This window comes from Winogradskyella sediminis (assembly GCF_003387355.1).
Lineage (GTDB): Bacteria > Bacteroidota > Bacteroidia > Flavobacteriales > Flavobacteriaceae > Winogradskyella > Winogradskyella sediminis.
On the sequence record NZ_QUNH01000001.1, the window covers coordinates 874,877 to 901,101 of the forward strand.

General features: G+C 34.1%; 19 protein-coding genes. 6 read left to right on the forward strand and 13 right to left on the reverse strand.

Features of this window, described 5'->3' with window-relative positions; genetic code table 11:
- Positions 1-5: 5 nt before the first annotated feature.
- The 3 genes from rnc (at position 6) to pyk (ending at position 2,804) form a co-directional block, all read left to right on the forward strand.
- Positions 6-746: a ribonuclease III gene (rnc, locus tag C8N41_RS03750; RefSeq protein WP_115838272.1), complete on the forward strand. Its 741-nt coding sequence runs from the start codon at positions 6-8 to the stop codon at positions 744-746.
- Positions 747-877: 131 nt separating this feature from the next.
- A complete protein-coding gene (locus C8N41_RS03755) occupies positions 878-1,357 on the forward strand; it encodes an IPExxxVDY family protein (protein ID WP_092445641.1) in 480 nt (159 codons plus the stop codon).
- 4 nt (positions 1,358-1,361) lie between these two features.
- Entirely contained in the window at positions 1,362-2,804 is a 1,443-nt protein-coding gene (pyk, locus tag C8N41_RS03760) for a pyruvate kinase (RefSeq protein WP_092445638.1), read from the forward strand.
- Between the two features lie 84 nt (positions 2,805-2,888).
- On the opposite strand, the gene dinB is transcribed toward pyk, so the two are convergent.
- Positions 2,889-4,001 (reverse strand): DNA polymerase IV, encoded by a 1,113-nt coding sequence (dinB, locus tag C8N41_RS03765; RefSeq protein ID WP_115838273.1) that lies wholly within the window; start codon positions 3,999-4,001, stop codon positions 2,889-2,891.
- Between the two features lie 52 nt (positions 4,002-4,053).
- Here dinB and C8N41_RS03770 point away from each other — a divergent pair, with 52 nt between their 5' ends.
- Entirely contained in the window at positions 4,054-4,524 is a 471-nt protein-coding gene (locus tag C8N41_RS03770) for a CYTH domain-containing protein (protein ID WP_115838274.1), read from the forward strand.
- 58 nt (positions 4,525-4,582) lie between these two features.
- Here C8N41_RS03770 and C8N41_RS03775 read toward each other — a convergent pair whose 3' ends face one another.
- From C8N41_RS03775 to C8N41_RS03790, 4 genes are all read right to left on the reverse strand, one after another.
- The gene (locus C8N41_RS03775; RefSeq protein WP_115838275.1) at positions 4,583-6,496 is read right to left on the reverse strand and encodes an OmpA family protein; all 1,914 of its coding nucleotides are present in this window, start codon (positions 6,494-6,496) and stop codon (positions 4,583-4,585) included.
- Positions 6,497-6,517: 21 nt separating this feature from the next.
- Positions 6,518-7,426, reverse strand: a complete 909-nt coding sequence (locus C8N41_RS03780; RefSeq protein WP_092445631.1) for a PorP/SprF family type IX secretion system membrane protein — start codon at positions 7,424-7,426, stop codon at positions 6,518-6,520.
- A 27-nt stretch (positions 7,427-7,453) separates the two neighbouring features.
- A complete protein-coding gene (locus C8N41_RS03785) occupies positions 7,454-13,510 on the reverse strand; it encodes a GEVED domain-containing protein (RefSeq protein ID WP_115838276.1) in 6,057 nt (2,018 codons plus the stop codon).
- Positions 13,511-13,709: 199 nt separating this feature from the next.
- Complete coding sequence (locus C8N41_RS03790; protein WP_115838277.1) at positions 13,710-14,687, reverse strand: endonuclease/exonuclease/phosphatase family protein; 978 nt, start codon at positions 14,685-14,687, stop codon at positions 13,710-13,712.
- 70 nt (positions 14,688-14,757) lie between these two features.
- On the opposite strand from C8N41_RS03790, the gene hflX reads away from it, so the two are divergent.
- Together hflX and C8N41_RS03800 are read left to right on the forward strand one after the other, a co-directional pair.
- The gene (gene hflX, locus C8N41_RS03795; protein WP_115838278.1) at positions 14,758-15,969 is read left to right on the forward strand and encodes a GTPase HflX; all 1,212 of its coding nucleotides are present in this window, start codon (positions 14,758-14,760) and stop codon (positions 15,967-15,969) included.
- A 19-nt stretch (positions 15,970-15,988) separates the two neighbouring features.
- Complete coding sequence (locus tag C8N41_RS03800; protein ID WP_170137083.1) at positions 15,989-18,247, forward strand: transglycosylase domain-containing protein; 2,259 nt, start codon at positions 15,989-15,991, stop codon at positions 18,245-18,247.
- Between the two features lie 73 nt (positions 18,248-18,320).
- Here C8N41_RS03800 and C8N41_RS03805 read toward each other — a convergent pair whose 3' ends face one another.
- The 8 genes from C8N41_RS03805 to sufD form a co-directional block, all read right to left on the reverse strand.
- Positions 18,321-19,250, reverse strand: a complete 930-nt coding sequence (locus C8N41_RS03805) for a DUF3078 domain-containing protein (RefSeq protein WP_115838279.1) — start codon at positions 19,248-19,250, stop codon at positions 18,321-18,323.
- Between the two features lie 231 nt (positions 19,251-19,481).
- The gene (locus C8N41_RS03810) at positions 19,482-19,988 is read right to left on the reverse strand and encodes a DUF2480 family protein (protein ID WP_115838280.1); all 507 of its coding nucleotides are present in this window, start codon (positions 19,986-19,988) and stop codon (positions 19,482-19,484) included.
- 18 nt (positions 19,989-20,006) lie between these two features.
- Positions 20,007-21,842, reverse strand: coding sequence for an ABC transporter ATP-binding protein (locus tag C8N41_RS03815; protein WP_115838281.1), 1,836 nt, complete (start codon positions 21,840-21,842; stop codon positions 20,007-20,009).
- Between the two features lie 13 nt (positions 21,843-21,855).
- Positions 21,856-22,182, reverse strand: coding sequence for an iron-sulfur cluster assembly protein (locus C8N41_RS03820; RefSeq protein ID WP_092445619.1), 327 nt, complete (start codon positions 22,180-22,182; stop codon positions 21,856-21,858).
- Positions 22,183-22,242: 60 nt separating this feature from the next.
- Positions 22,243-22,665, reverse strand: coding sequence for a SufE family protein (locus tag C8N41_RS03825; protein WP_092445617.1), 423 nt, complete (start codon positions 22,663-22,665; stop codon positions 22,243-22,245).
- Positions 22,666-22,698: 33 nt separating this feature from the next.
- Positions 22,699-23,526: an META domain-containing protein gene (locus C8N41_RS03830; protein ID WP_115838282.1), complete on the reverse strand. Its 828-nt coding sequence runs from the start codon at positions 23,524-23,526 to the stop codon at positions 22,699-22,701.
- A gap of 48 nt (positions 23,527-23,574) precedes the next feature.
- Positions 23,575-24,789 (reverse strand): aminotransferase class V-fold PLP-dependent enzyme, encoded by a 1,215-nt coding sequence (locus C8N41_RS03835; RefSeq protein ID WP_115838283.1) that lies wholly within the window; start codon positions 24,787-24,789, stop codon positions 23,575-23,577.
- A gap of 115 nt (positions 24,790-24,904) precedes the next feature.
- On the reverse strand, positions 24,905-26,218 hold the full coding sequence (sufD, locus tag C8N41_RS03840; RefSeq protein ID WP_115838284.1) for a Fe-S cluster assembly protein SufD: 1,314 nt from the start codon (positions 26,216-26,218) through the stop codon (positions 24,905-24,907).
- Positions 26,219-26,225 lie beyond the last annotated feature (7 nt).

Consider the following 26,225-nt stretch of genomic DNA (forward strand, 5'->3'; position numbering starts at 1 on the left):
CCTGAATGAGCTTCATTCGTAACATATTAAATTCCCGTTCTCCAGAAGACGGGAATTTTTTTTTAAAAATGAAAGAGATTGTTGGGTTCAAACCTAAGTCTAAGTCGCTATATATCACCGCATTTACGCATCGTTCTATGAATCTAAAAGACGATAAAGGTAATACCATTAATTATGAGCGTTTAGAGTTCGTTGGTGATGCAATTCTCGGTTCAGTAATTGCAGCTTATTTATATGAAAAAGTACCACATGGAGACGAAGGATATCTTACCAAAATGCGTTCTAAAGTGGTAAGCAGAGAACACCTTAATAAGCTAGGTGAGGAATTAGGACTTATTAATTTTGTTGAAAGTAGGATTCCAACATCAAATTTTGGAAATAATATTCACGGTAACCTTTTTGAAGCCTTAGTTGGTGCAATCTACTTAGATAAAGGTTATAGTTTCTGTGAAAAATTTATTTATAAACGTGTTATCAATCCGCATGTAGATATTGAGGCGTTAGAAGGTAAGGTTATTAGTTATAAGAGTTTATTAATAGAGTGGTGTCAAAAAGAAAAGCACACCTTCAATTACGACGTATATGAAGATACAGGTAAAGATGAATTAAAACATTTTTCTGTAAAGCTCACTATTAATAATAAAGTGGTTTCTAAAGCGCGAGCCACATCTAAGAAAAAGGCAGAAGAGAAAGCGTCTAAACGTGCCTTTTTTGCATTTCAAAATCAAATCACTAAGCTGTCCTAAGATTTATTTTCTAACTAAATTTTTTCAACCTTACTATAACGTTTTCGTAGAATTTAAAGCCTAATCTTAGCATATTCTTAATAAACATAAGCGATTAATGTACTATATTTACCGTTCAAAGTTATAATAGTATGGCTTTACACAAACTTCAGGTAAATGATTTCTATGATGATGCCTATAAACTAATTGCGATTCATTGTAGGTTAGAGGATTATCGATTGGCTTATTTGCTTAATAAGCATTTAGAGCTGAAGTTAGAACGTAAGGATAAAGATATAGACTTTAAATATTTAGAGTCTTCATACAGTATTTTTGAATGGGATAATGAAACGGAGTACGTATTATGGAATTTAATTTCTAATGTATGTAAAAAAGAAGAGGATAGTTTAAGTAGTACAGGAACATTGTTTAGCAATACTGAAAAAGTACTCAAAACATTTCATTTAATTTCCGAATATAAGAAAGTAGATTATTTCATAAAAATTTCAGACGAGATACAAAATGTAGACGAGAAATTTATCCTAAATAAGTTACAAGCTATCCCACAAATAATAACAAGTTATACGGTAGATCCGTTAAAAATAAAGTCGAAAGACCATTTAATATTTTGAATTGATGTCAACAAACAAGAAAACAAAAATAGTAGCCACATTAGGTCCCGCAACAAGCACTAAAGAAGTATTAAAATCCATGCTAGATGAAGGGTGTAATGTATTTAGAATTAACTTCTCTCATGCCGATTATAAAGACGTTGAAGAACGTATAAAAATGATTAGAGAACTAAACGAGGAGTATGGATATAACGCCTCAATTTTAGGAGATCTTCAAGGTCCTAAATTGCGCGTAGGTACCATGAAAGGTGAAGTTATTGTTAACGAAGGTGACGAAATTATTTTTGCAACCGGAGAACGTTTTGAAGGAACTAAAGAGCGTGTTTACATGACTTATGATAATTTTCCTCAAGATGCGCAACCAGGTGAACGCATATTATTAGATGATGGAAAATTGATTTTTGAAGTTGTTTCTACAGATAAAGTTTCTGAGGTTAAAGCAAGAGTTATTCAAGGAGGACCATTAAAATCTAAGAAAGGTGTTAACCTTCCAAATACCAATATATCGCAACCAGCCTTAACAGAAAAAGATATTGAAGATGCAATTTTTGCAATAGGGCAACAAGTTGATTGGATTGCATTATCCTTTGTACGTCATGCTGAAGATTTAATGCAGTTAGAGCAATTAATTAATGAGCATAGTGACCATAAGATACCAATTATTGCCAAAATTGAAAAGCCTGAAGCTGTTGAGAACATTGATAAAATTGTAGCATATTGCGACGGTTTAATGGTAGCTCGTGGTGATTTAGGTGTTGAGATACCTGCGGAAGAGGTGCCATTAATTCAAAAACAATTGGTGCTTAGAGCAAAACGTGCTAGAATTCCAGTAATTATCGCAACTCAAATGATGGAAACCATGATTACGAGCTTAACACCTACACGTGCTGAGGTTAATGATGTTGCCAATTCTGTTATGGATGGTGCAGATGCTGTAATGTTATCTGGAGAAACATCTGTTGGGCAATATCCTGTTCAGGTTATACGCCAAATGTCTAATATTATTCGTAGCGTAGAGGATTCTCCACTTATTGAAGTGCCACAGTCTCCTCCGCATATTCGTACTAAACGTTATATTACTAAGGCTATTTGTTTCCATGCGGCTAATATGGCCAATGAAATTAATGCTAAAGCCATTTCAACATTAACAAATAGTGGTTATACCGCTTTTCAGATTTCCGCTTGGAGGCCTTCAGCTCATATTTTAGTATTTACTTCAAACAAACGTATATTAACGCAACTTAGTTTACTTTGGGGTGTAAAGGCGTTTTATTACGACAAATTTGTAAGTACAGATGAAACTATCGAAGATGTTAATGCCATTGCTTGTAAAAAAGGATATTTAGACGTTGGAGATATGCTTATCAGTTTAGCCGCTATGCCTATACAAGAGAAAGGTATGGTGAATACTTTACGTGTGTCTGAAATAGAGAGTTGTAGTTTCTAAACTTCAAATAAGACTTTAATAATTATTGAAATGCAGTATGGTTTATTAATTATACTGCATTCTTATTTTTACGTGGTATATTTATTAAAAGCTAAATTTTAATTGAACATTTATTTCTAAGTTATCTGCTTGTAAAGATTTTGATGTTTTTGGTTGTTCTGTGTTTAAATTAGATAATGCTATGCCTAAGAGTCTAACAGAATTGTTTAGTTTATTTTGATAAAGCAAATCTTTAGCCGTTTCTAGTATAATTGATTTATCACTAATAAAATATGGTAAGGATTTGCTGCGCGTTTGTAAAGAAAAGTCACTATATTTTATTTTTAAAGTAATTGTTTTTCCAGAAATGTTATTTTTTCTGAGCCGTTTTGCCACCTCTTCAGAAATCTGTTCTAATTTTTCTAACATAAAAATTTCAGAAGATAAGTTTTTGCTAAACGTGCGCTCTGCGGCCAACGATTTTCTAATTCGGTTTGGTTTTACTTCGCTTGTATGAATGCCTCTTACCACATGATAATAATAACTGCCTGATTTGCCAAAATTATCTTCTAAATACCTTAAACTTTTAGATTTTAAATCCTTCCCAGTAAAAATTCCTTTTAAATACATTTTTTCAGCGGTGACTTTGCCTACTCCGTAGAATTTTCTAATGTCTAAATCTTCTAAAAACGATAGTAGATCTTCTGGGTTTACAGTTTTCTGGCCATTAGGTTTATTATAGTCACTCGCTACTTTTGCAATAAATTTATTAATAGAAATGCCTGCGGAAGCTGTTAAGCCTACTTCATTAAAAATACGTTGTCTTATTTCTTGGGCTATTAAAGATGCGCTAGGTAGTCCTATTTTGTTTTCTGTGACATCTAAATAGGCTTCGTCAAGAGATAATGGTTCTACCAAATCTGTATATTCAAGAAATATCTTTCTAATCCGGTTTGAAATTTCCCTATAACGTTCAAAATCTGTTTTTACAAAAATGAGATCGGGACACAGTTTTATAGCTAACCGGCCAGACATGGCGCTTTTTACACCAAACTTTCTTGCTTCGTAGCTTGCGGCACTAACTACACCACGATTTCCACCGCCTCCAACAGCAATAGGTTTACCTTTAAGATCTGGATGATCCATTTGTGCTACAGAAGCGTAAAATGCATCCATATCGACATGAATTATCTTTCTTATTGGTAAATCGTTTATCATACTGTAAATTTAAACATTTAATACCTTTTAGTAGTAATCAATAAAACCTGTGATGATTGAAATAGAACGAAAATTTTTAGTCAATTCTGATGCTTTTAAAGCGGAGGCCAATACGCATTATATTATAAAACAAGGATTCTTAAACAGTGATAAAGCACGAACAGTAAGAGTTCGATTAAAAAATGACAAAGGTTATTTAACTGTAAAAGGAAAATCTTCGGCTAACGGTTTGTCTCGATTTGAATGGGAGACAGAAATATCTAAGTTAGAAGCCGAAGCACTCTTAAAACTGTGTGAACCAGGTATAATTGATAAAACGCGATTTGAAGTGACGAAGCATGGACATATTTTTGAAATTGATGTATTTTATGGTGAGAATGAAGGTTTAATTATGGCAGAAGTTGAGCTAAACTCCGAATCTGAAACCTTTTTAAAACCAGAGTGGTTGGGTAAAGAAGTGACTGGAGATATTAGGTACTATAACTCGATGTTAAGTAAGCGTCCATTTAAAGAATGGGAATAAAAAAAGCCTATTCAAATAATTGAATAGGCTTTTTTCAGTATTAAATGTGATGAGTTGTTTACTCTGATTCAGATGTTCCGTCTACAATAATAAATTCCGAACGTCTATTTTCAGCATGTTGTTCTTTAGTACAACTAGAACCACAATCAACTTTAGGTTCTCCTTCTCCTTTACCTTCAGCAGATATACGAGATTCGTCAATACCTTTAGAGATTACATATTGCACGGTTGTTTCTGCTCTACGATTAGAAAGGGCTTCGTTATATGTTTCAGACCCTCTATTATCTGTATGTGATGTTGCCTTGATAACCAATTCTGGATATTTATTCATAATTTGAACAAGTTTATCTAACTCAAAAGCTGCTTGTGCTGTAATGTTAGACTTATCAAATTCAAAGAAAATTGGTTCTAAATCAATTGTTTCTGTTGCGATAAGTTTTTCAATTGGGTCTAAAGAAATTTGAATATTATTTTCTTCTTCATTAGAACCTTTTACTTGTACTTTTTTACTATCAAAACCGTCCATAAGAACTTCAAGTTCTGTATCTTCTTCACACTCTACAATAAATTCAGCAACACCTTCTTCGTTAGTTGTTTTAGATACTACTTTGTTACCTTCTGTATCATATAAAGAAACAGATGCACCACTAATTGGCTCGCGTGTTGTATCGTCTAGTACAGTAGCACTGATTAATACGTCACATAGTGGCTGTAGTTTTTTAAATGTGTATACATCGTCACTACCTTTTCCGCCAGTTCTGTTAGAAGATACAAATCCTTCGTCGTTCTCTTCATCAATAGAAAAGGCGAAATCATCTGAATTACTATTAATAGGAATACCTACATTACGGATTGGCGCTAATTTACCATCGATTTCTTTTGTGTAAAATACATCTAATCCACCAAGACCTAAATGACCGTTTGATGAAAAATATAGAGTGTTATTACTACTAATATATGGGAACATTTCTTGTCCTTCTGTATTTACTTTTTGGCCAAGGTTTTCTGGATCACCTAAAGTACCATCTGCATTGATAGCAGCTTTATAAATATCGAAATTACCATAACCACCTGGCATATTAGAAGCAAAGTATATTGTTTTACCATCTGCACTTACTGATGGATTCTTTACAGAATAATTTTCGCTATTCACAGCTAAGCTCTCTACAGTATCCCAATCGTCACCTAGCTTTGTGGCTTTAAATAAATATAATTGGCTATACTTAGCACTGCTGGTAGAATCTTTTTCAAAGTCTCTTTCAAAAAAACTCTCTCTAGAGAAATACATGGTTTTACCATCTGGAGTAAATGACACTAAGCCTTCATGAAATCTAGTGTTAATTTTGTTATTAGCTAACTCAGCTTCTTGATAAGTATCATCAGAATTTTTAGTGATCGTATAGATATCTAAAAATGGTTGATCGTTCCAACCATAAGTTTTACGGCTATCATTACGTCCAGAAGTGATGTATAATTTACCATCGCTCATAGTACCACCAAAATCGGATTGTTCAGAGTTGAAATCAGCATTCTGAACGTTAAACTTTTTACCTTGTTCTAAAATTTTAGGAAGGTAATCAGGGTTTTCTCTAAAAGCCGCAGCTCTATGGTCAGAAGGACGCATAGATGCAAATTTATCCATTTGCTCATTAGAGGCTTCATATTTGCCGTTAGCTTTAAGCATTTGCGCGTATTTATATACTATTTCAGCATCATTCGATGTTTCTAAAGTTTTAGCGTACCAACGTTCAGCTTCTTCAGTATTAAAAATGTTATAGTAACTTTCTGCTAGTTGACTATAGACATAAGCATCACCTTTACCATTGTCAATAAGCTTATTATAACTCTCTATGGCTTTTACAAATTGAAATTGCGAAAATTGCTTATCAGCTTTTTTAGTGTCTTTATTTTGAGCAGTTAGGCAAAAACTACTCATCAACGTAATTAATAATAATATTTTAAAGTTTTTCATAATTGATTTTAGCTTAACTGATTAAAAGTATCTTGGTGAACGAGAAACACGTTTTGAAAAATTAAGATCAAATAATAGTATGACCTCGTGAGATGCTGGCGCATATGCTTTAATATCAGAAGATATAGCATCATATGCGTAACCAATCCTTACAGATGGTGATATAGCAAAATTTACTAAGCCAGAAAATGAATCGTCGAGTCTATAAGACGCACCAATTTCAAATTTCTTATAAAATCTTGCATTAACATTAACATCAAAAGATGTTGGAGCATCAAATGCAGACTTTACCATTACAGATGGTTTTAGTTCTGTATTTGGTGACAAATCAAACACGTAACCACCAGTTAAGAAATAGTGTTGTGTTTCAGAACCTATTTTATAACCATCAGCATCTAAATGTACTGATGACAATAAATTTGGAACGGATAATGATACATAATACTTATTAGTATAGTAAAAGAAACCTGCTCCAATATTAGGTGTTGTAGTGTTCACATCTTGTGCAAAAAATGGATCAGTGTCATCTACCACATTGACACCAGAATTTAAACCAATATCATGAAACGTAGCTCCAGCTTTTACTCCAAATGCTAATCGGTGTTCTCCACCTAATTGAAGAGTATATGAAAGATCTACATAAGTATTGGTTTCTTTTACAGGCCCAATTTGGTCTGCAATAATTGAGACACCTAACCCAAGATTACTTCCAATTGGTGCATGACCGAAAAACGTACCTGTTTCTGGTCCACCATCAATTTTTGACCATTGATTTCTGTATAATAATCCAAAAGAAAGATTTTCTCTTGATCCTGCATAGGCAGGGTTCATAATATTCATATTATACATGTACTGTGTGTACTGTGGGTCTTGTTGCCCATGCATTTGAAACGCGAAAAGCAAAACCGCTATAATAGAGAGTTTTTTCATTATAATAAGTTGATTTTTTTTAGTTGATTATTTGTTAATATATACCCAAGCACTTTTAGTCTTTGCTCCACCTTCGTAAACCACAGTATAGAAATATGTACCTACAGGTAACTCATCACCATCATTGGTTTGTCCATGCCATTCATCTGTATAATTATTTTTTGAATAGACAAGTGTTCCGTTTCTGTTAAATATTTCAAGTTTTGTAACATTAAAGCTACTTAAATCAAATGTATCATTTTGACCTATAGAAACACCTGGTGAAATACCTTCAGGGAATATACAAGACTCAGCTTCTACTACATCAATACTAATTGTATTAGAACATGTTGTATCATTAAATGTTATAATAGCCGAATATTCACCTGGCAACAATACAGAATCTAATGTGGTTCCACTTCCATTTATTGGGTTGCCATCTAACGACCAATTTACAGTAACATCTGCATCCGAAAAGTTAGAAGGAGTGATGCCAATAGTAATTGGTACTGTTGCGTTAGGACATACAATGTAGTTGTAATCTAAATCAAATTCAGCTAGTGGTACAATATTAATTTCTAAGTTGAAAGATGTAGTTTCATAACAGCCTGTAATAGTGTTCTCTGCTCTTACAAACAAAGTCTCTCCTGAACTATTGTAAGGACTAGTTAATGCGCCTGTTCCTTCTTCTGCTGCATCTAAAGACGTATGGTAAGTAATAGCAACATCAGCTTCAGTTGTAATTTCATCGTTTATTGAAACTAAATCGAAATCAGTCATACCATCTACTGCACCATCCAAATCGTCACACACGACAAAATCAGCTGGTTGATTGATAACAGGTCGAGGATTTACAATTAATTCTAATTGAGATAATTCTACACAACCTAGATACCCATCAGCTACAGCATCTTCATCTTCAATTCTTATAATAAGTACTTCGCCTGTAGAATCGTAAGGAGATGTTACAGCATTCATAGCTTGAGATGCATCAGTAGGATTTAAATAATAACTTACTGAAAATCCGTCAAGGTTAAGAGATGCAGTAAAGGCATCTAAATCAAATGACTCTGTTCCATCAGATTCTGGGCCATCACACATTTCAAGTGTTTGAGGTGCTAATGGATCTGGGTCGTCATACATATTTATTGTAACATATTGAGAGTATGTGCTTACACCACATTGATCATCTATTGCTTGCACTAAGTAGTTAGTGGCACCTAAACCAAAACCTCCATCTGGTACTACCAATGTACTAGAAGTTTCATTAGGAATCACAAAATTATCCTCGAACCAAACATATTCATCTGCAAATGGTGAATTAGCTTCTAAGGTTACAGAGTCGAATCCACAAACTGAAACTTCATCATCTTCTGTTGGATCGTTATTTGGATCAATATACACTTCTTGGCTCTCTATTTCTGCTTCTATTTCTGCAACGATGCTTCCACTGTCCGTACCTCCGATGTTAGTTTGCTCAATAGTAATATTACCAGCGCCACCATTGTAGTTAGTCACTAATAAGATATACACTTCACCTTCTAGTGCATCATTAATTGTAAGATTTTCAGTTGCTGAGGCAGAGTAGCTACAATCCACAATATTTCCAAAAGGATAGAAATCAGAGTTTGATGTATTGTTAGGACAAGAAGGACAATCCTCTATTGCAATGTCAATACAAGCGTTATTAACTGAATCGAATGGACCCCAAATTACGAAATCGACATCTAATCCATTACCATTATCATCTTGTTGGTTAATTTCCATTTCAATGGTTCCATCTTCGCCTACTTGAATAATATTCCAAACTGGGTTTGGAGTTGTTGCTAAACAAGCTACTGGTCCAACACCTTCGATACCAACAATATTTGGTGTAGTTAGGGTACCATCTTCAGAACAGAAGTTCTCAGCATTTTCACAAAGAAGATTGCTTGGTGCTTCTCTAATACATAAATCAAATGTTGAAGTTTCAGTTGAACTACCACCACTAAATACACGAATGTAATATGTGTTTCCAACTGTTAAGGAGGTAGTAACACTTGAGTCATCAGATGAACAATACAATTCAGTTAATGTACCGCAATCACCTTCGTAGACTGCATGGTCTATGTTAGATGTACCTCCTGTGATATTAATAATTGAGATAATTTGTACTTCATTTAACGCTGTAAAAGTAAACCATACGTCATCGTTAGGTGTTCCATTACAAGATCCTGCGTCGATCCCTGAAGGAGTAGCTGCTAGAATTGTACCAGGTGTTACGCTGTCACATAATGCGCCATCATTTACTACGGCATCTATAGCACCACTACATTCATCATTACTTGGAGGACAGGCCAAAACTTCAAACGTTTCACTGCTAATAACACAGTTATTATCTTGTTCATTTGTAACAAATATTCTAACGTCTGTTCCAAAATCAAATGGACCAACCGAATACACATCAGTACTTGTTACTATTTCCGTATCCGTATTAAGCGTGTTTGAAATTTCTAAAGAAGTTGCATCACCAAAGTCTAAAATATTAACATCAATTGAGAATTGATCGTTATCACAGTCAGGTACCACTGTATATTCTGCATTGGCCAGCGTACAGTTTAATTCTTGTACGTTAACTGTAAAATCTAAGGTTACACCCCAAGAACCATTGTAACAAGGGTTAGCAGGTGTTTGTTCAAAATCTGTCGTAACAATACGCAGTCTGTGCTCTCCTAGAGGAGCAGTATCTGGCATTAAGAATGAAGCATTTTGATTGTGTGGATTATCACCACCTTCAGAAACACCCTGATATACAAGTTCTGTTTCATCAAATACTAAATCGTCGTTAAAGTCAATCCATACGTTAGTATTATAAGTAGCTGAATGACCAAACTCAAGTTCAAGATTAGTATCTAGACCTTGGAAGACATTTACTACTGGTGAGGTATTGTTTTCATAAGTTACATCACCGGCACTAGGAAATTCAGTTAATCCTAGAGTGGCATTAATAACACCGTCACCATCGTTACTTGATGGTTGCGATTCACAATAACCAGTGTAGAATTGGAAAGGACCATTAAATGAACTTTCGTCTCCAGGGCTACAAATAGCTTGTACATAATACTCATAATTAGTATCAGATGTTAAATCAGATAAAATATATGGGTTGGTGTCGATATTATATTCAAATGTACCAGAACCTAGTGTAAAACCAGCTTCACCATATTGAATGTTCCATTCAGAAGCAGATCCGCTTTCTGTCCAGCTTAATTCAGTAGACGTTAAACTTAAATTAGTAGCTGTTAAGTCTGTAGGCTCAGGACATGTAGGAATACCTCTTACTCTAAAGTTATCAACAAAAATATCGTTATCACCACCAGAAGTAGTTCCACTTGTAGCATAAAATGCGAATTGTACAACTTGACCACTGTAGGCTGTTAAATCCATTACTGGATGTTCACCATTCTCAGATACTGTAGATGTGCTGTCATAAGTTATTAATTCTGACCAAGTAGCTCCATTATCAGTAGATATTAGAAACACTACTAAATCATCATCACCTAATGTTCCAACATTTGAATTACCCCAAGTTGTTATTCCAAAATCGAATTCTACTTGGAATGGACCACCTGTTAAGTCAAATTGAGGTGATAAGATCCAGTCACTTATAGCTGTTCCGTAAACATTTATTCTATATGCTCCGGTTGTACCATCATTAAGAAATCCGTCAGCTGCCCATGAACTATCACCTAAATCCGTAGGACCAGTAGTTAAGTCACCGTTGCTGGCTTCATCCCAACAATCGGGAGTGATAGTTGAAAAGTTCTGAATGTAATCTGGAATAAAGATATCACATAATGTTGTGAACGAAATTGGACCTGTCCATGCACTAAAGTCACCACCACAATCTGATTGTACATAAAAATCATAAGAACTAACAGCATCGAGACCAGAAGCCATATAAGGGTTTGAAACGTTTGTAGCTGTTGGTGTACCTGTAGGTGTTGCTCCGGCTTCAACTATTTCTATATTCCAAATGTCAGAAGTTCCGGCTTCAGTCCAAGAGATTTCCGCACCTTCAGACGTTATATCTGTTACGGCCAAGTCATTTGGTTCAGGACATTCAGGTACTGCTCTTACTTGAAAATTGTCTACAAAAACATCCACATCATTGCTGTCATCAACTGTTCCATCTGTTGCGTAAATTGCAAATTGAACTGTTTGGTCACTATATGCAGATAAGTTTACAACAGGATGCGCTCCATTTGCTGGGACAGTAGAAGAACTGTCATAAGTTAATAGAGTTGTCCATGTCGTACCACCATCGGTTGATATTAAAAATTGTATCATATCATCAGAACCTAAAGTTCCTGCATTAGCATTACCCCATAAAGTAATACCAAAATCAAATTCAACTTGAAAAGGACCACCTGTTAAGTCAAATTGAGGTGATAAAATCCAATCATTTAAAAAAGTACCATATACATTTATTTTATATGCTCCGGTTGTACCGTCATTAAGAAATCCATCAGCTGTCCAAGAACTAGCACCTAAATCGGTAGGACCCGATGTAAGGTCACCGTCATTAGCTTCATCCCAGCACTCAGGTGCTACTGCGAAAGTAACATCTTCGAAGTTTTGCATATAGTCTGGAGTAAACACATCACATGGTGTAGTAAACGTATAAGGCCCTGTCCATTCACTTAATTCACTACCACAATTGGCTTGTACGTAAAAATCATAACTTGTTACACCTTCTAAACCAGTTGCATTGTATGGGTTAGAAATATTTGTGTCTGTTGCTGTTCCTGTTGGTTCAGTACCTGCAGGTACAATTTCAATATTCCACTCATCTACATCACCTACCTGATTCCAACCAAGTATTGCGCTTATCGCTTGAATGTTAGTAGCTGTTAATTCACTAGGTGGAATACAATTTGGAGCAGCTGTAACATTGATTGTAAAATCCATTGTAACTCCCCAAGTGCCACTATAACAAGGGTCTGGTGCATCTGCAGTTTGATTAATATCTGCAGTACCAATTCTCATATTATACAATCCTAATGGTACATCTGGCATTAAAAACGAAGCATTAAGTACTGTTGGGTTGTCTGCTTCACTTGTTCCTTGGTATACGATTTCTGTTTCATTATCAAACACTAAATCATTATTGAAATCTATCCAAACATTGGTGTTGTATGTTGGGCCAGTTGTAAAAGTGATTTGTAAATTTGAAGTTACTTGCGCAGCCAAATCAACTGTTGTTGCTGTAAAATCCTCATAAGTAAGATCACCTCCTGAGGTCAAAACCTCAGTTCCAAATTCTACTTGTGAAATACCTTGACCATCATTTGAGCTAGGCATTGATTCACAATAACCTGTATAAAAAGTAAATGGACCAGCCCATTCGCTTAGTCCATCATCCGTACCACAATCTGCTTGATAATACACGTAATAAGTAGTGTACTCGGATAATCCAGATATTGATGTCTCAGGTGTACCTGTAACACTTAAAGCAACTTCTTCTTCACCAGAACCCGGTGTAAAATCCGCTGAACTATTATACTCTATATTCCAAGTGGTTTCAGAAAAACCTGAAGTCCAAGCTAAATCAACGTCCGTTGTTGTTAATGTTGTAGTTACCATACTTGAAGGTGTAATACATGTTGGACTTTCAAAAAGTGTTACTACAATATTTGACCAATTGGCATCTGACTCATCGTAATCTTGATTAGGTATAATTTCTAAAAAACCATCTGTTGTAGGGTCATATCCAGCAGGTAGCTCACCTTCAAAAGTTAGTGTTGTATCATCAGCGTTGAAGCCTGCGCCAGTAGTTGGCTCTTCTATAAATACATCTCCAGCGGTTGTCGACACTGTTAGTTGTGCTTCAATGTTGTAAGGGAATCCTTCTCCTGCAGTCCAGTCAGCTGATACCGAAAACGATAAGTATGACCCAGAAGAAGATGCAGGTGCGCCTGCTGTATTAGCTGCATCATTAATGTTGATACTTGCATTTCCTCCCGATACTACATTTATCGGTCCCACTATAGGTGGAAAATCATATTGAGCGCTAGCTGTAAGGAAAGAACCTAGCATGATTAAAAATAGAGTAATTTTTTTCATTATTAATCGGTTTGTTAAAAATTATTTATATCGCTTTATAATCCTTTGATTACAAAGTGGTTCGTTAGTTTCTAAGAAAAATTGTGATGTATTTCGCATGGTTAACGTTGGTTGGTACGATTTAACTATGCGAACTCGAATATATAAAAAATGGCTATTAACATGTTGTTAACATTGCTAAAATAGATTAACTACCGTATTAATCGATAAAGGGTTTGGTAATTTTTAAGGAAGTTTTCAATTGTATAAAAACAGGGAAATGATCACTATATCCACCTTTATATTTAAGCCCAACATAGGTCCTAAAGGGCTGCCCTTTATATTTATTTCTGTATTGTGTAAGAAATTTACTATTAAATATCTTTGCTTGACTGAAGACTAAATTTGAATTAGTGCTATCAAAAAAGTTTGTTGAGAATAATATTTGATCGAATAGATTCCACTCAAAATTATAGCTCAGACTTCCGTTGTCCTGAGACCAAACCGTTTTAAAGGGATTAAAGAGGTGACCTTCTTTTTCTAATATTTGTAAACTTTCACTATTTGGATTGTCATTAAAATCTCCCATTACTATGATTTTAGTGTTTGGATCTGCTTTTTTGAGATTATTGATTATAAAATTAACCTTGTTTGCAGCGGCTATGCGTTTGTATGCTGTTGCTTTTTCCCCCTCTCTTCGAGATGACCAATGATTAACAATAACAGTAATTAGTTCGTTATGTAATTTGCCTTGTACTAAAAGAATATCTCGAGTGTAATCTTGTTCCCCTTTTTCATTTATAAGATGTACCGGAAACACTTCTGAATGTAGAACTTTAAAATCATCTTTCTTATAAAGTAATGCTACATCAATGCCGCGCTCGTCTAAAGAGTCGAAATGTACATAATCGTAGTTTTCGTCTATTAAATTTTTGCTATTAATGAGGTCTGAGAGTACGGTTTTGTTTTCAACTTCTGCTAAACCAACTAAAACAGGAGCGATGTTTGTGTCTTGTGTTCCTATTTTTGAAATTACTGTTCCTAGCTTCATTAATTTGTTTTGATAACGTTTCTTGGTCCATCGTTTTGCCGAAGTTGGTAAAAAATCGTCATCATTTGTGTGCGGATCGTTTTCTATGTCAAATAAATTTTCGATATTATAGAACGCAATGGTGTAAAAAACTGTAGAATTATTCATAGGATTAAATATAGGTTTTATAATAATAATAGGACGCAACCATTTGCTTAACTTTGTACTTTGATTAATTATGATAGAAAAAAAAGATATAGAATTAGAGAAAGCAGTACTCATAGGTGTCATTACCCAAGATCAGGATGAGGAAAAATCTAAAGAATATTTAGATGAATTAGAGTTTTTAACATTTACAGCAGGCGGTGAAGTCGTTAAACGATTTACTCAAAAAATGACCATGCCAAATCCTAAGACTTTTATTGGTACGGGTAAAATGCAAGATGTTACAGACTTTGTAAAGGAAAATGAAATTGGTACTGTAATATTTGATGATGAATTAACTCCGGCTCAAGAACGAAATATTAGTAAGATTTTAGATTGCAAAATTCTGGATAGAACAAACCTTATCTTAGATATTTTTGCACAACGCGCACAAACTAGTTATGCTAGAACCCAAGTAGAATTGGCACAATGCGAATATTTACTACCAAGATTAAAAGGAATGTGGACACACCTAGAGCGTCAAAAAGGTGGTATTGGAATGCGAGGACCGGGAGAAACTGAAATAGAAACAGATAGACGTATTGTTCGCGATAGAATTTCACTGTTAAAAGCTAAAATTAAAACCATAGACAAGCAAATGTCTGTACAACGTGGCAATCGTGGTAAAATGGTACGTGTAGCATTGGTAGGTTATACTAATGTAGGTAAATCTACCTTAATGAATGTGATTAGTAAAAGTGCGGTCTTTGCAGAAAATAAGTTGTTTGCAACTTTAGATACTACGGTTAGAAAAGTAGTTATTGGAAACTTGCCTTTTTTAGTTAGTGATACCGTTGGATTTATTAGAAAACTACCAACGCAGTTAGTTGAATCTTTTAAAAGTACATTAGATGAAGTGCGTGAAGCCGATTTGCTGCTTCATGTGGTTGATATTTCGCATACCAATTTTGAAGAACATATAGATTCTGTTAATCAGATTTTGGATGAAATAGATAGTAAAGATAAACCTACAATTATGGTTTTTAATAAAATTGATGCTTATGAAGCGGAGCCGTTTGATGAGGACGATTTAGTAGAAGAACGTACCAAAGCCAATTATACCATTGAAGAATGGAAAAAAACATGGATGTCTAGGTTAGATGGAAATGCTTTATTTATTTCTGCATTAAATAAAGAGAATATGGATGAATTTAGAAAACGCGTTTATCAAGAAGTGAGAGAAATTCATGTTACACGTTTTCCATACAATCATTTTCTATATCCAGACGTTGAGGATATAGAGTAACGAAGTTTTTATAATCTTTATGAGTACATATATCAGTTCAGTTAAAAAAGTTTTTCGGAATAAATGGATAAAATGGATTGTTATAGTTAGCTCTCTTATCCTTCTTTTTTTAATAGGTCTTTATGTTAGTATATATCTAGGTCTGTTCGGAAAAGTACCAACCGTAGACGATATAAGCTCTATAAAGCAAGAGCAAGCCACCCAATTATTAGATAAAGACCAAACCTTAATTGGCAAATACTATATTTTCGATAGGCAACCTATTGCATATACCGATTTACCAAAACACCTTATCGACGCTTTGGTGGCTACTGAAGATTCTCGTTTTTACGAACACGATGGTATTGATAATATCAGTTTAATGCGTGTGTTTGTAAAGAGTTTAATTCTAAGAGATAAATCTGCGGGAGGTGGAAGTACAATTACACTTCAATTGGCTAAAAATCTATACGGCAGAAAGCACTATGCAATATTTAGCATGCTAATCAATAAATTTAAAGAGTCTATTGTGGCCAAACGTATAGAGTCTGTGTATTCTAAAGAAGAGATTATAACATTATATCTCAATACAGTTCCGTTTTCAGATAACACGTACGGTATTGAAAGTGCCTCTCTTAAATTCTTTAATAAGTCGGTTAATGATATTTCTATTAATGAAGCAGCAACCTTAGTAGGTACCTTAAAAGCTAATACCTATTACAATCCAAGAGTATATATAGAGCGCAGTAGAAATCGAAGAAATGTTGTTTTAAAACAAATGGTTAATTATGGGTACCTTTCTAAAGATTCATTAGATTATTATTCTAAGCAAGAACAACGTTTAGATTACCGTTCCTTTAATCATGATTTGGGGATAGCTCCATATTTTAGAGCCGAAGTAAAAAAGCAATTAGAGTCAATTATAGATACATTAAAAACACCAGATGGAGAAAAATATGATCTCTATAAAGATGGCCTAATTGTGCATACCACTTTAGATTTTAAAATGCAGCAATTGGCAGAAATGGCCATGAAAGAGCACATGAGTAAGCTTCAAGCTGATTTTGAAATTTCGTATGGAAATGACTCTCCGTGGAACAAAAATTCGAAACTTCTAGAAAGTGCCATTTCTAAACTGGCCAAGGTGAAGTATTATAAAGAAAAAGGGTGGTCTCAAACACAGATTAAAGATTCGTTACAGCTAAAACGTCCTATCGATGTGTTTAGCTGGAGAGGTGATACGATTAAAAATTTGTCAGCCATAGACAGTCTAAAACATTATTTAAAGTTTTTAAACACTGGCATGTTATCAATTGAGCCAACCACGGGTGCAGTAAGAGCGTATGTTGGCGGCATAGATTACAGATATTTTAAATACGATCATATTTCGCAAAGTGAGCGCCAAGTAGGTTCTACTTTTAAACCCTTTGTGTATACGGCTGCGATTGATAATAATCTAAGCCCTTGTACATACTTTTCACTAAATAAAGTGACTTATACTGATTATGATAATTGGACACCCACAAACTCTGGAAGCGGAGAAGAAGACCCATATATTAATTATACATTAGAAAATGCCTTGAGCAATTCGGTAAATACCATTTCTGTTAAAGTTTTAGAAGAAATTGGTATCCCTAAAGTTTTAGAGCAAGTAAAAAAACTAGGAATTTCTAAAACACTACCCAACGAACCGTCATTAGCACTCGGAGTGGCAGAAATAAGTTTAAAGGATTTAACTGGTGCTTATGCGAGTTATCTCAACAAAGGAAAATCTGTAAAGCCTTATTATATTACTAAAATAGAGGATAAATTTGGAAATGTTATAGCAACTTTTGAACCCGAAATTTCTAAAGAAGAAGCCTACAGCGCGTATACCAGACAGGTTCTTTTAGAAATGATGAAGTCTACTGTGAATAAAGGAACAGCAAGACGATTAAGAAGTACCTATGGGTTAGAAAATGAAATTGCAGGAAAAACAGGAACAACGCAAGATAACAAGGATGGATGGTTTGTTGGATTAACACCAAATTTGGTGACTATTACTTGGGTTGGTAACGACAATCACGCTATAGGATTTAAGTCTACAAGCTTGGGTCAAGGTTCTAATTCCGCTTTGCCGATTTTTGCTAAGTTCTATCAAAAGTTAAATAAAGACACAGACTTTAATTCTATTACTAAAGCGCAATTTGAAAAACCTTCAGAACAAGTGCTAAGTGATTTAGATTGTGAGCCTACAAAACGTGATGGTTTTATTAAACGACTCTTTAAAAAGAAGAATAAGAAGAAAACCTTTAACTAGGTTAACGATTAAGCAAAAAAAACCTGTCTAAATTTTAATCTAGACAGGTTTTTCTATTTTATTTAAACTAATGTTAGAACGCGTAAGTTAAACCAACAGTATAGTAAGATTGTATTTTGTTATCTACAGAATCAAATGTTTCAGTAGTGTTACCTAAGGTATTAATAGAGTAATCTAAAGCCTCTTGCTTGTTGCTACGTAAACCAAAGTCAAAACCAACACCAATCATTTTCCATAACTTGTAACTAAATGAGTTGGTCCAAGTTACGTTAGATAAATCTGAAGATTCATAGCTTTGAAATGCAGATAAGTTAGTTTTAAAGTGGATAGCACCAATTTGTCTTGTATAATCTGCTACAATTTTAGCACCTAGAGAAGATTCAAAAATAGTATCATCATCAGCAAAAACGAAGTTGTAGTTTAATGGGTGAACTACTACGATTAAATTTTCTATTGGAGTCCAAGTCGCACCAACACCAAGGTCTAAGTATCCTGGGTCATTAAAGTTGTCTAATACCGTTGTTCTATACTCACCTAATGCAGAAACTGCAATTTTTTCAGTTAATTTATAACCGTAAAGTGAAGAGATATTAAAAACATCTGTTGTAGATTCAAAAGAATCACTGTCTGTTGCGTCATCTTTATCATCTAATTTTACCCATGCAAAATTTGTAGTTAATGCGTTTCTCCAAAAATATTTTGCTTCAATTTTATTAGCAAATGCATTAAAAGACACACCAATGTTACCAGAACTATTATTTGGTGTTCCTTGTGAGTACCAATCGTTAAATTCAGATAAGCTTCCTCCAATAGTACCAAAAGCACCTACTCTCCAACCTGGTAAGGCATCAATTTGTGCTTGTAGTGCATTGGCTTCTCCTTGAAATTTGTCCGCTTGAGCTTGTTTCTCGGCTTTTTGAGCTTGAAGTTCTTCTTTTGTCTGAGAAAAACCAAAGCTAACGGCAAACATTAAAGATGCTGATAAAAGTAATTTTTTATTCATATTCATAATAAGTAATTTTTAATTTTTAGTTGTTTTAGGTTACATTAATTAACTTACTTTATTCTTAGACACGGCTTATTAAATGAGGTCACATTTTATAAGCGTTACATAAAACATTCTAAAGGCTTTTTTTACTTCTTTTAAGAACTCTAAAATGTAAAACTATTTTGTTTCTTTTTATAGAGCAAACACCAAAATAGTTTTTAATAAAACTTTAAGGTTTTAAAGATTTTAGCGTTTTTTATATAAAGGAACCGATGAGCACGCTTCTCCAAACATAATAGATTTTGCAAAAGGTTTTAACTTTTGAGAGAGTAATATTAACGCATTTGATGGGACAGGTTTATGAGAGCATCCTTTAATTATTACAGGTAAGTCTTTATATTCACTTACCTCCAAATTGCTAATAATTTGCGTATATAAAATGGATTCTAAATCATTAAGCGATCCAATGATAGTAAGCTTAGCATGGTCTCTAAGGGCAATAGAAATAAGCATATATGCCCAATCTGGTACTATGGCATCGGTAGAACAATGTAAGGCTACGTAGCAATCTTTATACTGCTCCCAATTGTGCTCCGAAACAAACACTCTAAAGTCTTTTTCTCTAAGAACTAAACCTTCTAGCAACCAATCTTTAATATCAAAAAGAACCCGTTCTCCTTTAGGGTAGTAGTCTTCTAAATCTATAACTTTTAGTTTGCTATTTGCAACTCTATTAATTATCTCTTCTTTCATAATACAAAGGTAATTGATTTACTGATAGCCTTCTGCCTGTAGTGTAAACAATTCTGCGTATAAGGCTTCGTTTTTCATGAGTTCTTCATGGGTACCGATTTCTAATACTTTGCCATTTTCTAATACCAGAATCCTATCGGCTTGACGAACCGTACTAAATCGATGCGAAATAATAATACTTGTTTTGCCTTCGGTTAAACCGATAAAACGACCAAAAACGTCACTTTCTGCTCTGGCATCTAGAGCTGAAGTTGGTTCGTCTAAAATCATAACTTCAGCGCTTTTCATATAGGCTCTGGCCAAGGCTACTTTTTGCCATTGTCCACCTGATAATTCTTGCCCGTTAGAAAAACGTTTTCCAAGTTGCTGATTGTAGCCTTGCTTTAACTCTGCAACAACATCATTGGCTAAACTTAATTCTGCAGCATTTTCTATTTTTGATTGATTATCTAATTCGTCAATATTTCCAATGGCTATGTTTTCTCTTACAGTAAATTCGTATCTAAAGAAATCTTGAAAAATGACTCCGAAAAACTCTTGATATTCAGCCAAATTAAAACGGTTAATATTAACGCCATCCAATAAGATTTCGCCTGAAGTTGGTTCGTAGAAACGCAATAACACCTTAATTAACGTGGTTTTTCCGGCTCCATTCTGTCCCACAAAAGCGAGTTTTTCTCCAGCCTTTAACTCAAAGTTAATGCCTTTTAGGATTTCATTATCAGAATTTGGATATGCAAAGTGAACATTTTTAAATTCAAAACCAGTTTTAATGTGTTGTGGTAAAGGTAAATCTTCTTGTGTTTTGGGCTTGACTGAAATATCGATAAAATCGAAATAATCCTTTAAATACAACGCGCTTTCAGAAATACGAGTGAATTTAGAAAAGAAGTCTTGAAGGTTACGCATTAAGCGATTAAAAGAGCCTGATAAAAAGGTTAATTCACCTAGTGTAATTGCGCCAGAAAGCACACGGTATATGATAAACACGTACGCTCCATAGTAACTTAATGATCCTAATACATTAAACAAAAAGCCCAAGGCAGATCGCTTAATCGAAAGGGTCTTATTCAGTTGGTAATATTCCTCTGAAAGGTTTTTAAATCGATCTACTACGAAATCAGTGAGTCCAAAAAGTTTAATCTCTTTAGCTGTTTTATCATTGGCCCCTATAAATCTTAAATAATCTAACTCACGACGCTCAGACGTCCAGCTTCGGGCTAATGAATATTGTCTTTGGCTATAACGGATTTCATTTATAAACGATGGAATAATACTCAGTACAAGTAATATAATTAAATACGGTTCAAAGTAAATTAAACCAGCAATAAGCGTAGTAATAGAAATGGTGCTCTGTGCTTGTCCTAAAACGTTAGACATTAAGGCAACTCTGCCTGTGGTTTGGGTTCTGGCACGTTCTAATTTATCATAGAATTCCGAGTCCTCTAATAGGCTTATGTTAATCTGGTTGGTTTTTTTTATAATAGTTACTGAAGTAGCAATGTTGTATTCATCACCAAGTAAACCATCTGTTAAAGCAATAGCTCTGCTTATTAAATCGGAAAGAATGATTAAGCCAAATTCTGCAGCAACATAGGTCCAGAGTGTATAGTAGTCTGGATTATCTAATGAAATTTGTAAAACAATTTCATCTATAATGAGTTTACCTATCCATAAAATAATAACAGGAAGCAATGCGCCTATGAGTCTACAAAATGCAGATAATAGAAAAAGACTTTTATTTACTTTCCATATTTCCTTAAAGAATCTAGGAATATAAACTAGAGCATCAAACGAAGATTTAATGCTCTTTTTTTTATCGTCTTTTATGGAGGTAGGATTGCGTCTTGGCATTTATAAGTATTAGTTAAAGCATCCCAAGCTCTAACTTGGCTTCTTCACTCATTAATTCTTGAGACCAAGGTGGATCGAAGGTGATTTCTACTTCAGCATCCTTAACCTCGTTGATAGATTTTATTTTTTCTTCAACCTCAAGTGGCAGTGTTTCAGCTACAGGACAATTTGGAGTTGTTAAGGTCATTAGAATTTTAACTTCGTAATCTTCGTTAATAAAAACATCGTAGATTAATCCCAATTCATAGATATCTACTGGAATTTCTGGATCGTAAATTGTTTTTATAACCCTTAATATTTTTTCTCCTAATACTGCTGTATCTATAGTTGTGTCGCTCATGTGTATAGTTTTAAATATATAACTGTTTTGTTAAAGCAAAGGCTTTTATAATGTTATACACTAATTTAATTGTGTTTGGTATGCAATCGCATATAGTTTTAATTGTTTTATCATACTTACCAAGCCATTAGCTCGCGTAGGCGATAAGTGTTCTTTTAAACCTATTTTATCTATAAAATCGGTGTTGGCATTAATGATAGCTTCTGGGTGTTGATTAGAAAAAGCTCTAATTAATATGGCTATAATACCTTTGGTAATAATAGCATCGCTATCTGCAGTAAAGTTTACCTTGTTGTCTACCATATTGGCGTGGACCCATACCTTACTTTGGCAACCTTTTATAATATTATCTTCAGTTTTATATTTTTCGTCTATTAATGGTAAGTCCTTACCTAGGTCTATCATGTATTGGTAACGTTCTTCCCAATCTTCAAACATAGCGAACTCATCAATAATTTCGTTTTGTACGTCTTCAATGGTCATAGTCTCATTCTTTTCTACAAAATTACAAAATAGCTACTGTTTTACAGTTTTTTCTTTTATCGATAACACTTTATTAACTAAAGGTTTGATTTCTTTGGGTGGATTTCCATGGTCAAACGCAATTGATGGATATTCTATATCTCCTATTTGAATAGTTAAAGTCGCTTGAGGAGATCCGTCGAATTGATAGTTTTGAGAAGGTGGTTTTAATTTTTGAAGCGTTTCTAAATTAACAGCCTCTATTAAGGTTTTAAGAACGGCCCAATCTGAAGGAGCAATGCCGTGAGTGGTAATAGTTTGAAGATTTTGATCAGTTGAAATTAAAATTTCGTCTTTTGAAATTAATATAAAATCAAACGCTCCTCGTGTTAATGTTTTATATTTTACAGCGGTTTTATAGGTGTCGCTGTCGTTTGAAGTCGCGCTTTTTTTTGAGGCAACCATATGGCTTGTTGCTTTAAATAAGGTATTACCATTTTCTGAAAATGAAATAGTAGTATGGTCTATTGAAATCGAATTTGTTGAATTTAAAGTTTTTAAGAATTGACGTTCAACTGTTGTTATGTCTTTTTGACACATTTTTTTTGAAGTTGCAATATTGCTAAATGTTATACTGTTATTTTCTAAAGAATAACTTCCAAAGAAACTATTGCAACCAGCAAATCCAGTTACTTTATTTGTTGTTTCATCAAATGAAATAACGAGTTTGTTAAGCGAAACATCTGTGTTTCCCATTTGAGTGATGTAATAAGTTCTTGAAAGTGTATCTTGCATAGTTGCACTGTTTTCAATCCCTTTTTTAAAGGAGTCACAAGAGCTAACGGTTAATAAAAGAGTAAATAAGCTAATTATAAACTTCATGTTGCATTGTTTTAAATAATCAGTAAGATACACGTTTAATGCCAAAGTCTATGATAGCATCATAACTGCCTTTTTAAGCGCAACAATAAAGGTATCAATTTCTTTTTTGGTATTGTAAAACATAAAGGATGCTCTTACAGTTCCAGGAATGTTATAAAAATCCATGATTGGTTGCGCACAATGATGACCTGTACGGACAGCGATTCCCATTTTATCTAAGATAGTTCCAATATCATAAGGGTGAATGTTACCAACATTAAATGAAATCACTGAGGTTTTTTCTTTGGCCGTTCCGTAGATTTTTAAACCTTCAATTTTTTGTAATTGTTCGGTTGCGTATTCTAAAAGTTCATGTTCGTATTTGGCAATGTTATCAAAACCAATAGAGTTCATATAATCAATAGCAGCACCAAAGGCAATACCACCACAAATATTTGGTGTACCAGCTTCAAATTTATGAGGTAAGGCTGCGTAGGTCGTTTTTTCAAAAGAAACTTCTGCAATCATCTCGCCTCCACCTTGGTATGGTGGTAGTTTGTTTAGCCAGTCTTCTTTTCCGTAGAGCATACCTACACCTGTTGGTCCACATAATTTATGAGCAGAACACACGTAAAAGTCAACATCTAAGGCTTGAACATCTGGTTTTATATGCGGACACGATTGGGCACCATCAACTAAAACAGCGGCACCAACCTTGTGAGCTTCGTCTATAATGTATTCAATTGAGTTTATAGTGCCTAAAGCATTTGAAATATGATTTACAAAAACCAGTTTTGTATGGTCATTTAAAAGCGCATCGAAATCAGACAAGATTAATTCGCCTTCCTCATTCATAGGAATCACCTTTAAACTTGCGCCTGTGCGTTCGCAAAGCATTTGCCAAGGTACAATATTGCTGTGATGTTCTAAGGCAGATACTATAATCTCATCGTCTTTTTTTAATAATGACGAAAAACCATTAGCAACTAAATTAATACTATCTGTTGTGCCAGACGTGTAGATGATCTCGTGAGGATGTTTAGCATTAAAATGCTTCTGAATTTTTATTCGTGCTTGCTCATAAGCATCCGTAGCTTCTTGACTTAAACTATGGACTCCTCTGTGAATATTCGCATTGTAATTACTGTAATAATCCACAATAACATCAATGACTTGCTGAGGGGTTTGCGAAGTTGCAGCATTATCAAAATAGATGAGTGGTTTCCCGTTAACTATTCGGTTAAGGATTGGGAAGTCTTTTCTTATGTGTTGTACGTCTATCATAGGTTTCTTTAAAACTGAAACCTCAAAGGTTTTTAAGTCTTTGAGGTTTTTTTTATTAAAATTTTAAGTAAATAAGTGTCGCTAGTGCGTAACACTAACAATTCATATTTATACTTTATAAATTAAATCCAATATTCACCCCTAATTTCTTAGCAATAATCTTAGTAATTCTATTTTTAATTTCAGGAATTTTTACTGAATCTAAAACGTTATTACTGAAAGCAAACATCAATAAAGCGCGCGCCTCTTTTTCAGGAATACCTCTTGAACGTAAATAGAACATGGCACTTTCATCTAATTGCCCAATGGTACAACCATGAGAACATTTTACATCATCTGCAAAAATCTCTAATTGAGGCTTAGTGTTAATTGTAGCTTTATCGCTGATTAAAATATTGTTATTAGCCTGAAATGCATTCGTTTTCTGTGCTAATTTTTCAACGACCACTTTGCCATTAAACACTCCTGTTGCATTTCCATCAAAAATACCTTTATAGTCTTGGTGACTTTCGCAATTAGGTTCAATATGATGGACTAAAGTATTGTGGTCTACGTGTTGCTTATTTCCAATAATGGTAATTCCTTTCATGGTAGAGTCTATGCGCTCACCATTTTGATAAAAGTTAAGATTATTTCGAGTTAATTTACCGCCAAATGAAAACGTGTGCACTTTCGCTAAACTTTCTTGTTTTTGATTAACATACGTATTATCAATTAAAGAAGCGCTCTGCTGATCATTCTGAATTTTATAATAATCTACGATGGCGCGTTTGTTGGTAAAAATTTCAGTTACAGAGTTGGTTAAAACTGGGTGGTCTGTTAAACTTTGATGACGTTCTATAATCTGAACGTGTGCATTTTCATTCACCACAATTAAGTTACGCGGTTGTAACATTAATGCTGCTTCATTTCCTGTTGAAAAGTGAATAATCTGAATTGGTTTTTCAACGACCTTATTCTTTGGGATATTAATATACGCACCTTCTTGGGAGAATGCCGTATTTAAAGAGGTTAAGCCATCTTTAGAAGCAATTTTATTGAAATAATTATCAATTATTACTTTGTATTTAGGTTTTGTTAACGCTGCAGACATTAAACAAACATCTAAGCCATCATGTGTGGTTTGAGATAAATGTGAAGAATATTTACCATCGACAAAAATGATTTTATATGAATCAATTTCATGAATAAAATATTTCTTTATGTCTTTAAATTCTAGTGCGTTTTCATTTTTAGGAAACACACTGTAATCATGTTTTAAAACTGAATTTAACGAAGTGTACTTCCAATCCTCTAATTTCTTAGTAGGAAATCCTTCGGCTTCAAAACTCTTTATAGCTTCAGTACGGATATCATGTATGGTTGAGTGCACGTCTACGGTGTCCTCAAATGCCATAAATGATGATACTAATTTTTCTTTTAATTCCATATTTCTG

What these genes read in the sequence shown, in the direction of transcription:
- C8N41_RS03790 (WP_115838277.1), bottom strand. Translation starts at nt 14,687, where the DNA reads ATGAATAATTCTACAGTTTTTTACACCATTGCGTTCTATAATATCGAA.
- sufD (WP_115838284.1), bottom strand. Translation starts at nt 26,218, where the DNA reads ATGGAATTAAAAGAAAAATTAGTATCATCATTTATGGCATTTGAGGAC.
- C8N41_RS03770 (WP_115838274.1), top strand. Translation starts at nt 4,054, where the DNA reads ATGATTGAAATAGAACGAAAATTTTTAGTCAATTCTGATGCTTTTAAA.
- C8N41_RS03755 (WP_092445641.1), top strand. Translation starts at nt 878, where the DNA reads ATGGCTTTACACAAACTTCAGGTAAATGATTTCTATGATGATGCCTAT.
- C8N41_RS03835 (WP_115838283.1), bottom strand. Translation starts at nt 24,789, where the DNA reads ATGATAGACGTACAACACATAAGAAAAGACTTCCCAATCCTTAACCGA.
- hflX (WP_115838278.1), top strand. Translation starts at nt 14,758, where the DNA reads ATGATAGAAAAAAAAGATATAGAATTAGAGAAAGCAGTACTCATAGGT.
- C8N41_RS03805 (WP_115838279.1), bottom strand. Translation starts at nt 19,250, where the DNA reads ATGAATAAAAAATTACTTTTATCAGCATCTTTAATGTTTGCCGTTAGC.
- rnc (WP_115838272.1), top strand. Translation starts at nt 6, where the DNA reads ATGAGCTTCATTCGTAACATATTAAATTCCCGTTCTCCAGAAGACGGG.
- dinB (WP_115838273.1), bottom strand. Translation starts at nt 4,001, where the DNA reads ATGATAAACGATTTACCAATAAGAAAGATAATTCATGTCGATATGGAT.
- C8N41_RS03780 (WP_092445631.1), bottom strand. Translation starts at nt 7,426, where the DNA reads ATGAAAAAACTCTCTATTATAGCGGTTTTGCTTTTCGCGTTTCAAATG.
- C8N41_RS03830 (WP_115838282.1), bottom strand. Translation starts at nt 23,526, where the DNA reads ATGAAGTTTATAATTAGCTTATTTACTCTTTTATTAACCGTTAGCTCT.
- C8N41_RS03825 (WP_092445617.1), bottom strand. Translation starts at nt 22,665, where the DNA reads ATGACCATTGAAGACGTACAAAACGAAATTATTGATGAGTTCGCTATG.
- C8N41_RS03815 (WP_115838281.1), bottom strand. Translation starts at nt 21,842, where the DNA reads ATGCCAAGACGCAATCCTACCTCCATAAAAGACGATAAAAAAAAGAGC.
- C8N41_RS03820 (WP_092445619.1), bottom strand. Translation starts at nt 22,182, where the DNA reads ATGAGCGACACAACTATAGATACAGCAGTATTAGGAGAAAAAATATTA.
- C8N41_RS03785 (WP_115838276.1), bottom strand. Translation starts at nt 13,510, where the DNA reads ATGAAAAAAATTACTCTATTTTTAATCATGCTAGGTTCTTTCCTTACA.
- C8N41_RS03775 (WP_115838275.1), bottom strand. Translation starts at nt 6,496, where the DNA reads ATGAAAAACTTTAAAATATTATTATTAATTACGTTGATGAGTAGTTTT.
- pyk (WP_092445638.1), top strand. Translation starts at nt 1,362, where the DNA reads ATGTCAACAAACAAGAAAACAAAAATAGTAGCCACATTAGGTCCCGCA.
- C8N41_RS03810 (WP_115838280.1), bottom strand. Translation starts at nt 19,988, where the DNA reads ATGAAAGAAGAGATAATTAATAGAGTTGCAAATAGCAAACTAAAAGTT.
- C8N41_RS03800 (WP_170137083.1), top strand. Translation starts at nt 15,989, where the DNA reads ATGAGTACATATATCAGTTCAGTTAAAAAAGTTTTTCGGAATAAATGG.